Consider the following 11976-nt stretch of genomic DNA (forward strand, 5'->3'; position numbering starts at 1 on the left):
TAATTCACCATTCAACATTCACCATTCACAAATAGATGGGCTGGTCAATTCACCATCCGGTGGGCCTGATCCACCACTCGCCGATGTTCTCGTACAAGGGCTACACGCTCGTGTTCTCAAACGCGGGCAAGTTCGTCGCGCTGCTCGACATGGACGGTCGAGTGTGCCACAGGTGGGAGTACCACGAGGGCCTGACCTACGCGGTGCTGCTTCCGAACGGCAACCTGCTGGGGCGTACTCCCCCGCCGCCGGATTTCGAGCCGACACGCGGGCTCGGCGGCTCTGGCGGCTCGATTGTCGAGCTCGACTGGGACGGCGTGAAGGTCTGGGAATACCGCGATCCCTACATGCACCACGACTACGAGAGGTCGCTCACCGGCAGCACGTACTACCTGCTGTGGGAGGAGATGCCCGCCGATCTGTCCACGCGAGTCCGGGGCGGATACAGGACGCCTGAAGACCCTGTATTCATGCTGGGCGACGCGGTCCGCGAGGTCAACATGGACGGTGAGGCCGTCAACGAGTGGCGCGTGTGGGAGAACCTGTCGATCGAGAGCCAGGTGATCTGTCCGCTGGAAGGCAGGCGCGAGTGGACCCACGCCAACTCGATCCACGTGACCAGGTCTGGCGACTTCCTGCTTAGCTTCAGAAGCACAAGCAGCGTCGTTCGGGTGTCGCGAGAGACGGGTGAGATCACCTGGGAGTGGGGCGCAGGCGAGGTTAGCCACCAGCACCACGCCACCGAGTTGGAGTCCGGCAACATCCTGATCTTCGACAACGGCTCGCACTCCAGGAACAGGGCGGCGTCGCGCGTGATCGAGGTCAACCCTGACACGAACGAGATCGAGTGGACCTACGAGGGCAACCCGGCCGTATCATTCTTCAGCTCGTACATCAGCGGCGCCGACAGGCTCCCAAACGGCAACACGCTCATTTGCGAGGGTGCCCACGGTCGGCTGTTCGAGGTCACGCACCACGGCGAGATCGTGTGGGAGTTCATCAACCCGTTCTTCGCACCCGACAGAAGCGGCCGCAACCTGAGCAACGCGATCTTCAGGGCACACCGCTACGCCCCCGAGTTCTCCGGCTTCACCGGCCGCGACCTCGACCCCGCCCGCTACGCCAACCTCAACCGGGTACTGGGAGTGAGGTAGGGGTCTGCGCGCTTCTGACGACCTGCTTCAGTTCAGGAAGCCAGTCAGATAGTGAACGGCGGTGTGAATGAACTGGCTTCTGGTGATGCGACCGTCACCAGAGAGGTAGTCATTCATGGCGTTGGCAGCCTCGAACCTGCTGATCCTGCCGTCACCGTCATCATCATAGGAAGTGCGCGGTGACGGCTGCACGGGCACAGGGCTGACGATGTCGTCAGCATCCACCATCACATCGAACGAATAGACCCCTTCGCCGTCGGCTCCGACGGTATTGCCCGCCTCGTCCATTGCAGTGATCGACAACGCATGGTCTCCAGACGTCAGCCCTGAAGCCCTATACACGAAGACATTGCCAGCCTTATTGGGCTGCAGATCGTCAGTGATGTCGATACCACCCAACGTGGCGGACACTATGGTCACCGAGCCGTGGGTGTCCTGGTAGTACTCTGAGGCCTCACCTGAGAAGTCGATGCTGATGAAGGCATTCGGATCGTCGGTGCTGAATTCGTCCTGTACACCGGCCATGTGTGGGTCCACGTCAGGAGCGCGGAGGCTGGTGTCCCGCTCGAACAGGATGGCGCTGGTCTCCCCGTCCACGTCCACAGGTGCGCTGTTGTCGCCCCTGGAGCCCGCGTTGCCGCTGGAGCTGTCCCTGGTGGACACGTACACTGTGTACAGTCCGTCATCTGGTGGCTCGATGGTCGCGGTGTACTCGGTGGCCGACCTGACCGCCACCGATGCATCCTTCCTCTCTGTACCGAGAGTCTGCTCGCCGTTGGAGGACATGACCCTGCGGTATGAGACTGAAGGTGAGAATATGCTCTCGCTGGAGGTTATCGTCAGGTTGACTACGTCCCTGGTGACGGGACGATCCCCCTCGGTAACGGTCACGGTCAGTGCGGGGGCAGTGCGGTCTTCGGATTCCCTGAACCTGCCGCCGCCCTGCCTGTTTCCAGCCATGTCAGAGACGCCTCCAACGAGCTCGACCCTCGGCCGAGCATCCGGCTCCATCTCATCAACTGCCAGGAAGACATAGCCCCTGTCGAGTCCGACATCTCTCACGCTGTCACCCGCAATGGCGCTGTTGCCGTCGCCGTTCTTGCTGTCGTCGCGCACGGTGACGTTGCGAACCTCGGCGGCTCTCGGCGCCTCACCGTCGACCTCGAAGTCGGCGGCGGTGACGGTCGCGCCATCAAGGTGCTCGTTGAACACCACCAGCACACTCGTGGTGTCTGCCCTCGACGCTCGATATTCCGTCTTGTCGTCGGAGTCGCCCGTGTCGAGACTGGCGTCCCAGTGACGCCCTGTCTCGGCCCGGAGGAGTGATGGACTGGTGTCGTCGACGGTGACACTGGTCGGTTGGCTGTCTGAGCGCCCGACGTTCCCGGCATTGTCCATCGCCTTGACCCACCACTCGATGACTGCGTCGCCAGTCGGAGCATAGGCTCCGGGTAGACTCTGGCTGATCTCGAAGCCACCCGGGATCTCATCAACGTCGCCGTCCGACGCGGGGACTAGCTCGACAGTCTGGCTGGTAGAGCCCTCGGTGACTCGGAACGTGACGAAGATGTTGTCTGCCACCAGCCCAGACTCGCTGTCAGTGACCCGCGCTTTCACCTCGGGCCTGTCATCTCGCACCGCTGTGTTGTGCGCAGGGCTGAGATCTGAGAATAACGGCGGAGTCGACTCAATCTGCAGCGTCCCGCTCGCGTCTCCCGCCGACAGTGTGATCGTGTCACGCGGATTGACCGGCAGGGTGGGCGGTGACGCGCCCGTATCGGCCGTTACCCGGTTGCCCCGCGAGTCCACCGGCGCGACGGTCGCGATCTCAACAACGAACTGACCCGAGACCGGCGTGGTCTCAGTCAGCACAACAGTCACGGGGCCTGGGCGGACCCTTGAGCGGACGGTCACCAGCGAACCGGTCTCGTTCCTCTCCTCGGCCCAGTACACGAGATAGGCGGTCTCGTTGGTATCCAGCCCAAGCGGGTTGCTGGTGGACGCACCTGGGACGTCCTCCAGTTCAATCCTGTCACCGGAGACGATGGCCACTGGAATGACTTCTGAATTGCTGCCGGAGACTCTCACCACTAGCACGTCACCGGTGCCTATGGTGCCCGTACCGGAGCCGGAGAGACGGTCCAGCGCAGTGACACTGGTACCGGACACGCTTTCCGCAACGTCGCTGTCGGCGATGGGGTGTTGGGACATGAACCTTGAGACCCCGGTTGTCTCCCTGTAGCTGGCCTGGCCACCGTCTATCACCTCCGCCATCGCGTACGAGGAATAGTTCTCTTCCCAAACAGAGAGTTCCGCAACCGTGTCGTCGATGCGGAATATCGTCGCATTGGACATGCTCGTGGCGAATGGCTGGTCGAGCGTAACAGTGCTGTCGCTGTCTACGGACTCGACCTTACGAACGGTGTTCCGTCCGATCAGTACGTAGTCGCCCACACTCAGCGAGGACGTGACACCGGAACTGGCGTTGGTGATCACAGCAGTGTGTGCGCCGACATCGCCCCTGCCGATTATCGTGGCATCGATGCCGGGTATCAGCACCCTCTTTATCGGCTGGTCCAGGTCGTTAGCGATAAGCATCAGGCCCGCGCGGCCTCCCTGCCGAACCCACTCCTGGTCTTCGGGAGTGCTGTCGGAGAGGGTGCCGTCGGGGTTGATGTCGTCCGAGTCGATGAAACGCACTCCGTCATCGGCGAACGCGGTCACGATGCTCAGCAGGGACAGGACCAGTGCCCCAGTTATCACCAGTGCAAACAACGCCTTGCGGTCCATTTAGCCTCCCTTCACGTCCCCTCCCCTTTCATTGCGTATACGCTCCAACAGAGCCTCGAACTCCGCTGGGTTGGATACTTTAGATACGATCCGGATGAACTCGCCGATGTCGGTCATGTATGAGCGCAGCTCGCGCATCTGCTCGCCGACCGGACTGATCGACGCCGGGCTGTCGCCGTACCGGCCCCTGAACGCGAAGTACGCCTGGTTCAGCTTGCGGATGTAGTAGCCGCGCAGCCGCAGGTCCCACTGTCGCTTGCGCATATACTCCTCGGCCTCTTCGATCTTGCCCTCACCGAGCAGACGCTCGGCCTCGATCCGGGTCTCGCGCATGAACGTGGTGAACCTGGGATCGATCTGGCTCGCGGTCTCATAGCGACGGGCGTTCACTGAAAGGTCTCCGCCCATGCGCTCGAACACGATGTCGCCGATCTCGTTTCCGGCAAGCGTGGCGGCGGTCTCGTTGAGCGTCGTCATCTCGGTCGATGCGAAGTAGTTCCTGCCGAACGGGTGGAAGAACCAGAACGAGTGCAGCCACTCGTGCGCGGCGGTGCGAATAACGGTGCGGGTCGTGTGTGAGTCGGAGACCATGTTGGGGAACGTGGCCAGTCCTGCGATGTCGTCGACGTAGGCGGCGTAGTCGAGCTCGTTGACGACTCTGCGCTCGATCTCATCACGGTCGAATGGCTCGATATCGGGATCGAGGAACACCGCACCTACCATGTTGATCTCGTTCCTTGGAGAGATCACCAGAAGCGTGGGGAGGTCGCCAAACCTGATGTCTATCGGCGGCCACACGATGCTGAAGCGGGAGTCGACATCCAGTTCGGCGATGACCGCGTGGATCTCGGCCTCGACCGCCTCCTCCACCTCCGGTCGAAGCTCCCGTTCTCGGGCCATGAGCTCCTGGAAGAGCTCGTCCGACACAGGGCCTGCCTTAGCCCCTGAGCCGCCTGCCCTGAAGCTCCTGAGCTGGTTAGCGCCCTCTATCCGTCGCTCCTCCTTGTTCGCGGCCCTCACCGTCTGTAGGTACTCGTCGACCATTTCGAGCCGCTCGTCTCGAGTAGGTTTGGAGCCTGGGACCAGGTTCGTCAGTGAGTAGAGCCACTTCTGTGGGAAGTTGACGACCTCCCACTCCACGAGCGAGAAGACGTGCTCGAACGCGATCCGCTCCACCGGTGTTATGCGTAGGCCGCCCGTTCGGGGAATGAACAGCGTCAGCAGGAGCAGCACGAGGATGATCCCCTGCCACCACCTGAACCTGCGCCTGGGTCTGACTGCCTGTGATTCCATGTCTGTCATCTGGTGGATATTGTGACACACCAAGCTACTCCAATGAGCCGGGACGCCAGGTGCCTCATGTTAAGATACGAATTGCCGACCCTCCGCGGTTGACACCCACTTCACTCAGGCGGTGACTCAAATTGCCTCGTACAACCGTAATCATCACAGTCGACGGATATGACCCGGAATACATAGAGGCCTGCGACGCGCCGAACCTGATGTCGCTGGCACGCCAGGGCTTCTACCGTGTCGGCAAGTCCATGATGCCGTCGGTGACCAACGTGAACAACGTGTCGATAGTGACCGGCGAGTACCCCTCCGAGCACGGCATAAGCTCCAACTACAGGATGGTGCGCGAGACGGGCGAGGACATCTACATGGAGTCCGGCGAGTACATCCTGTCCGAGACGTTCTTCCAACGCGCAAAGAAGATGGGAGCGAGAACGATCCTGTCGACCTCGAAAGACAAGTTGCGGACGCTCCTGTCCGACGGCGCGGACGTGGCGATCTCATCTGAGCAGGCTCCAGCATGGGCGGTCGAAGGGGTGGGAGAGCCGCCTCCGATCTACTCGCTCGACGTCAACGGCTGGACGATACGCGCAGCCAGCCACGCGATGAAGCTCGAACCTGCCGACATCGTGTACATCTCCACGACCGACTTCGCCATGCACACCTACGCCCCCGACGAGCCGGAGTCGCAGCAGCACATCAGCGTGTTGGACGATGCCATTGGCGAGCTCGTCGACTCGCATCCCGACATCACACTGATGCTGACTGCGGACCACGGCATGAATCCGAAGAAGCGCATGGTAGACCTCTCCGACGCGCTTGCCGCAAACGGTATCGGCGCTGAGGTTGTACCGATCATCAAAGACCGCTACGTAGTGCACCACAACAACCTGGGCGGCTGCATGTTCATCTACCTCCACTCAGGAAGCGAGTCCCGGGCCGATGAGGCGGCCGCGGCTCTTCGCGAGACCTCCGGCGTGGAGCGCGTATACAGCCGTCAGGAGGCCGCTGACGAGCTAAGGCTCAACTACGACCGCATAGGAGACCTCGTCGTCACCGGCGATATCGATACGGTCTTCGGCCCGAAGGACCTCGAAGACACCTGGGACGACACAGGCGCAGGTCACAGCCTGCGCTCGCATGCATCAGCACACGAACAGGACATCCCGATAATCGGCTACAACGGCGATTTCGACGTGTTCGAGTTCAACGAGAACCGAGACATCGGCCGGTATATATTCGATCGGGTGCTAAGATGATGTAGGCTGGGTTACGGATTCGCAGACTCCAAATTGGAGACTCTCGAAGTGGGTAGGACCTTCGCGACCACAACGATTATCGGTGCCGCAGAAACCCGTGAGTACGAGTTTTTGGTTGATACAGGTGCGACCCATATAGGGCTTCCGCAGGAGGAACTCGACGAACTCGATCTCTCGCCAATTCCGAATGGAGTCATCTCGGTTCGAACTGCGAACGGAATCATCGAACAGCAGTCATACTGGGCGCTCGGAGAGATAGACGGACGTGGTTTCGGTGCCACCGTTACTCAAGCACCGATTCCGCTGATCGGCTATCACCTTCTGCAGACCATGAGGTATCGAGTGAATCCCGTCACCGAATCACTGGAAAGACTGCCAGAGGATGAATTCGGACCGCCGTACCTGCTTTTGAGTGGATTCCAAGTTGACTGATTCGAGCAATCCCGAATTCACCGCCGTTCACCATACACTGGAGAAATACGCATGACATCCAACAAGAAAGTCCTTCTGACCGGCTCGGCCGGTCGCATTGCCACGTTCCTGCGGAACGGGTTTGGAGACAAGTACGAACTGTCCGGCACTGACCGCATTCCGGTGGAGGTCGATGGGTTCAAATCAGTGACGGCAAACCTGACCGACTTCGACGGCATCCTGCCAGCGTTCCAGGGCGTGGACACGGTCGTCCACCTCGCTGCCGAGCCAAGGCACACGCCAGACATCTGGTGGGACCTGTTGTTGCCTGACAACATCACGGCGACGGCAAACGTGCTCGAGGCTGCGAGACAGGGCGGCGTCTCGCGCGTGGTGTTCTTCAGCTCGATGCACGTCAACGGCTTCTACGAACTCGACGATCCCTGGAAGTCGATCGCCGAGGGCAAATACGACGGACTGAATCCCGACGACGTCCCTCTCGTGACCCACGAGATGCCGGCGCGTCCCGACGGGCCCTACGCCGCGAGCAAGATTTTCGGAGAATCGCTCGGCAAGTACTACTCCGAAGAGTACGGCATGACCGTAATCTGTATCAGGCTCGGCACCATGAGCGTCGAGGACAGGCCAGGCGAAGACGCCCGGTCGTTCGTAAGCTGGCTGAGCAGCCGAGACTTGGTCACCATGGTCGACCGGTGCATCGAGATCGAGGGCGTCGACTACGACATCTACTTCGGAGCGTCCGGCAACACCTGGAAGATCTACGACACCCTGCGCGGGTGGGATGTCCTAGGGTACACCCCGCAGGACAACGCAGAGGACTACAGGTAGGAGAGCAAGCAGAAGAGTCCCCAACATGGGAGAATGTAGATCATGGTTACCACGACCACCCATGTAACAGCCGAAGAACTCCTGAACATGCCTGACGATGGCTTTAGGTACGAACTCGTGAGAGGAGAACTGCGAAGGATGGCTCCTGCGGGATATGGTCACGGAGTTTTCGCAATGTCGATAGGCATTTCCCTCGGGACTTTTGTGAAAGCCAACAACCTGGGGGAGGTATGTGCAGCCGAGACTGGCTTTAGACTAGGAACCGATCCCGACCATATTCGCGCCCCTGACACAGCATTCGTTCGACGAGAGAGAGTGGAACAGATCGTCGACAGAAGTGTTTTCTTTCTCGGAGCGCCAGACATCGCAGTCGAGGTAATCTCGCCGAGTGATCTCTATACCGAAGTTGACGAAAAAGTCGCAGACTGGCTCGATGCTGGGACGCTCGCAGTCGTTCTAGTTGACCCTCGCAGGAGGGTCGTCAAGGTACACCGTTCGATGACGGACATCGTGGTCCTGGCCGAAGGGGACACGCTCGATGTCGAAGACATCGTCCCCGGGTGGCAGATGCCGGTAGGAGAGATATTCGCGTAGGTTGTGACCTGAAGTCACCGCTGACGTCGCCGCCTTCGGCGGGCCCACCAGAAGCGCAGACGGAGTGCGGGGTCGCGACGCCACGTCATGTTGCGTGACACGGTATCGGCCACCGGCGGCGCACCGAGGATCAGCGGCCTTGCCCACCGCCTGAGGTCTCTGAGGGTGGCGTTCCCCTGTCTCCACTCATCAACCAGCGCGTTCGACTTGCGCCACGCTATCGACGGGAACAGCCCCATCGGGCCTGAGTTGCGCTGGCCCACCATCAACGCGGCGCCCGCCTCCATCGCTACGGCGACCCCACCGACGATGTCCCACAGGTGAGGGTTCGACGTGTACATGTACTGCGTAACGCCTCGCGACACCAGGATGAGCTCAAAGGCGATCGACCCGGTCACTCGCAGGTCGCCAGAGGTGCCCCGCATCGGTTTGCCGAACCTGTAGATTCGGTCGAACGCGCCGGGGACAGTCATAAGCTGGTCCGCGCCGGGCTTGTCGAGGGCGAGCACGTTGATCGGGTCGCCGTCGGTGTAGGCTCCGCCACCCCTTCGGGCATGGTGAACGACTCCTTCAGCACTTCCCGCCCAGGGCGTGAAGACCGCTCCCACCACCGGCTCACCACGGTACATGACTCCCACCGACGAGGCAAAAAACGGCAGTCCATGCAGAAAATTCTTGGTGCCGTCTAAGGGGTCGAGCACCCACATGTAGTCGGGCACGGCCTCATTCTCGGCTGCCTTTTTCTCGTCATCCTCCTCGCCAAGAATGCCGTGGTCAGGGAAGCTATCCCTGATGCCTTTCTCCAGGAACTCCTGCGACTCGGTGTCGGCGTTGGTGACTGGATCGCGTCCGCGATCGTCCTTGAACTCCACGCTCAGATTGCCGCCAAAGTGGCGCGACAGGATCTCACCCGCCCCGCGCGCAAGCTCGACGGCGCGGTCCTCGATACTCTTCAGAAGCTGGTCATCTGGCGGCTGAGTCATCTGGTGCACCACGCCTGGTAGGCTACGTCCAGCCTGGCACAGAAGGCCTCCAGGCTGGGGCGGTCAGGGTAAAGTTCTCTCGCTCGGGTGACGATCATCCAGGAGCAGCCCTCCTTTTCCTGCGGCGAGGTCGCCAGACTGCACATCTCGATTGCTTCATCGGCGCGGCCGATCTCCCAGAAGCGTGCCTGGACTGACCCCTGGATGCACCATACACGATGGGTGGGATCGTCGACGGTGTCGTGACACTGTTTTAGCCCCTTGGCAGGGTTTCCCAGAGAGGAAGCGGCGAGGTCACGCCCGAAGCTCTCAAAGCACTCGTACCTCCCGTATTCCGGGGCGTTCGCGCACTCGTCAGCAACCTGATCGTATTCATACTCGAACATCAGGAGCATCCTCGTCGAGTGGAAGAGATAACACGACGGGACGTACCGGTCGGTCAGGGCATTGCAGGGATAGTGCGGGTCCTCGTCGGAGAGGTAGTCGGTGAAGTGCCCCATCGTGCCGGAAAGTCCGCCGACCACGTTCTCCATGAACACGCCTGAGTAGCAGGCGCGCTGGTCACGGTCGATCTCCAGCCTGTCGCACAGGTCGAGCGAGTCATATAGCTCATAGCTCGTCCAGGCCATGAGGCCGTGGCCGACGCCGTGTATGCACTGGAGCCTGAAGAAGAACACGTCGGAACCGCCGCAGATCACCTGGACGTCCGACTCCAGGTTGACAGTGCCGCGATCCTTGAACATGGCCTCCGTCGCGCCGTGGTAGGCGCCGGCCTCGCACTCATGGCTGGACAGCGCGAAAGCCGCGGCGCCGAAAAGCTCATACGCAGTTCGCCCCGTCACGTGGGCGCGCTCATGACAGAGCTGGCCCACCACGTCGCCTGCCTCGGCGACCAGCTTCACGGTGTTTGCGGGGCCGTAGTCCTGGATGTACTGGCGCAGCAGCACGTCGTTCGTGAACAGGTCCGTAAGCGCCTTCGGAGTCAGGTCGGGCGGACTCTTGAAATTCAGGTCTCCGATGTCCAGAGAAAGTGGCTCCACGAACTCAACTGCATCACCGCCCGTGGCGACGATCAGCCCGCTGTACTCGGGCACCATGTGATTGTGGTATCGCCAGAATCCGGGCTTTTCGAATGTGAACGCCCAGACACCGTCCTCACCGACCGGAGTGCCTGAATCGAATTCGGGGAAGATCTGGTGCGTGGGGTGGATGCTCGACGCGGGCCACAGACTTGACCCGGACGCGTTTACGAACTGCACCTGCTGGCCAACCTCTACCTCAAGCCTTTTGGGAACGAAACCCTCGTCAGTAAACTCCACGACCCACGAATTGGGAAGTGGCGCCTCCGAGGGAGTCCCCGGGTTCGGCTTGAAGGGCGTCGCCACGGCGACCGGGGCGTCAGGCTCTTCAGTTGAGCAGGCAAGCCCCATCATCGCCAGGGCCATGACCACGACAAGCAGAGTGCGGGTGCCGAGCATCGCGCCAATCTACAACGTGCGCAGAGCGGGAAGCTGCAGCTCAGCGCAGATGTCGCTGAACCACTCGATGACCTCGTTATGCAGCGGAATGCCGTTGGCGCGGCGCTCCTGCTCCTCCTCGTACTCGGAAAGTCCTGGGTACATGACGCGATCATGGCCCGGAGCAGGCGGTGTCTCCCGGAGCGTCCTGAGCATGTCGTCCATGTTGTCCTTGAACTCGTCGAGGTCGCAGAAGGACTCGATGTTGTACGCCGCGAAGTAGTGGTGACTTCCGCCGCCCTCCTGACTGAGCATGGTCGGCTTGTCGCCGGACAGCAGCGACGTGAGAACCTCGGACATCAGGCTGAAGCCGTAGCCCTTGTGAGAACCCTGTTCGCGGGTGCCACCAAGAGGCAGCTGGTAGTACTGGCCCCTCTCAGGGAGCGGTACTTCGTCGAGAATTGGATCGCCGTCGAGACCGGATATCCAGCCTCCCAGCATGTTCGCCCCGACGCGATTGGCGAGTTGCAGCTTGTTGCCGGCGATGGCAGAGGTCGCTGCGTCGAACAGCAGGAACGGCTCCGACCTCGCCGGCGCGGCGATGGCGATCGGGTTGGTGCCCATTCGAGGCTCCGCTCCGAACGTAGGGAGCACCAGCAGACCGCCGGCCGTGGCCGTCATTCCGACCATGTCGGCCTGGGCCGCGAGCATCGCGTGGTGCCCGATGGCGCCCGAGTGCCCGGCGTTGTACATGGTGACAACGCCGACACCAACGTTGCGGGCCTTCTCGATAGCAATGTTCATCGCCTTTGGCCCCAGTATCACGGCGAGGCCGCGGTCGGCGTCCACGGTCGCGGACGACGGCGACTCGCGCACGATCCGCCAGTCTGGCCGGGAGTTCAGCGTCCCCTGGGAGTAACCCTGAACGTAAGAGCGCAGCATGTTCGACACGCCGTGCGTCTCGACGCCCCGTAAGTCGGTCGCCACGAGCACGTCTGCTCCGACCTCCGCGTCGTCACTCGTTACGCCCATCTTCTCGAAGATCGACGTAACCGTCTCGTGCAGCGCATCGTGCGGAACGCGCGTCTCATCCTCGTGCGGGACCTTGAATCGCTCTAGCATGGGGGTTACTCCTTGTCAGCGTGTTTAGGGCGAATTGGATTTTAGCACTAACTCCGGTCAATAA

At 61.2% G+C, this 11976-nt stretch carries 10 protein-coding genes; 5 read left to right on the forward strand and 5 right to left on the reverse strand.

Annotated features, from left to right (window positions below):
• The first annotated feature begins 35 nt into the window (after positions 1-35).
• Entirely contained in the window at positions 36-1154 is a 1119-nt protein-coding gene (locus tag J4G14_05650; GenBank protein MCE2457283.1) for an aryl-sulfate sulfotransferase, read from the forward strand.
• A 27-nt stretch (positions 1155-1181) separates the two neighbouring features.
• Here the strand turns inward: J4G14_05650 and J4G14_05655 are convergent, their stop codons facing one another.
• Both J4G14_05655 and J4G14_05660 read right to left on the reverse strand, forming a co-directional pair.
• The gene (locus tag J4G14_05655) at positions 1182-3944 is read right to left on the reverse strand and encodes a hypothetical protein (protein MCE2457284.1); all 2763 of its coding nucleotides are present in this window, start codon (positions 3942-3944) and stop codon (positions 1182-1184) included.
• Positions 3945-5237 carry a hypothetical protein gene (locus J4G14_05660; GenBank protein ID MCE2457285.1) on the reverse strand — a complete coding sequence of 431 codons (1293 nt, stop codon included), beginning with the start codon at positions 5235-5237 and terminating at the stop codon, positions 3945-3947.
• Positions 5238-5368: 131 nt separating this feature from the next.
• Between J4G14_05660 and J4G14_05665 the strand changes: the two genes are divergently transcribed.
• From J4G14_05665 to J4G14_05680, 4 genes are read left to right on the forward strand one after another with little or no spacing between them, the layout of a single operon-like run.
• A complete protein-coding gene (locus J4G14_05665) occupies positions 5369-6496 on the forward strand; it encodes an alkaline phosphatase family protein (GenBank protein ID MCE2457286.1) in 1128 nt (375 codons plus the stop codon).
• Positions 6497-6544: 48 nt separating this feature from the next.
• A complete protein-coding gene (locus J4G14_05670; GenBank protein ID MCE2457287.1) occupies positions 6545-6928 on the forward strand; it encodes an aspartyl protease family protein in 384 nt (127 codons plus the stop codon).
• Positions 6929-6979: 51 nt separating this feature from the next.
• Positions 6980-7756, forward strand: a complete 777-nt coding sequence (locus J4G14_05675; GenBank protein ID MCE2457288.1) for an NAD(P)-dependent oxidoreductase — start codon at positions 6980-6982, stop codon at positions 7754-7756.
• A gap of 42 nt (positions 7757-7798) precedes the next feature.
• Positions 7799-8350 (forward strand): Uma2 family endonuclease, encoded by a 552-nt coding sequence (locus J4G14_05680; GenBank protein ID MCE2457289.1) that lies wholly within the window; start codon positions 7799-7801, stop codon positions 8348-8350.
• Positions 8351-8364: 14 nt separating this feature from the next.
• Here the strand turns inward: J4G14_05680 and J4G14_05685 are convergent, their stop codons facing one another.
• Genes J4G14_05685 through J4G14_05695 form a run of 3 tightly spaced genes read right to left on the reverse strand, consistent with a single transcriptional unit; the run spans position 8365 to position 11912 of the window.
• Positions 8365-9333, reverse strand: a complete 969-nt coding sequence (locus J4G14_05685; protein MCE2457290.1) for an inositol monophosphatase — start codon at positions 9331-9333, stop codon at positions 8365-8367.
• Positions 9330-10811 carry a hypothetical protein gene (locus tag J4G14_05690; GenBank protein MCE2457291.1) on the reverse strand — a complete coding sequence of 494 codons (1482 nt, stop codon included), beginning with the start codon at positions 10809-10811 and terminating at the stop codon, positions 9330-9332. Before J4G14_05690 ends, J4G14_05685 begins: the two co-directional genes overlap by 4 nt.
• A 9-nt stretch (positions 10812-10820) precedes the next feature.
• Positions 10821-11912 (reverse strand): Ldh family oxidoreductase, encoded by a 1092-nt coding sequence (locus J4G14_05695; GenBank protein ID MCE2457292.1) that lies wholly within the window; start codon positions 11910-11912, stop codon positions 10821-10823.
• Positions 11913-11976: the final 64 nt, after the last annotated feature.

Source organism: Dehalococcoidia bacterium (genome assembly GCA_021295915.1).
GTDB lineage: Bacteria > Chloroflexota > Dehalococcoidia > Lucifugimonadales > UBA1123 > VXRN01.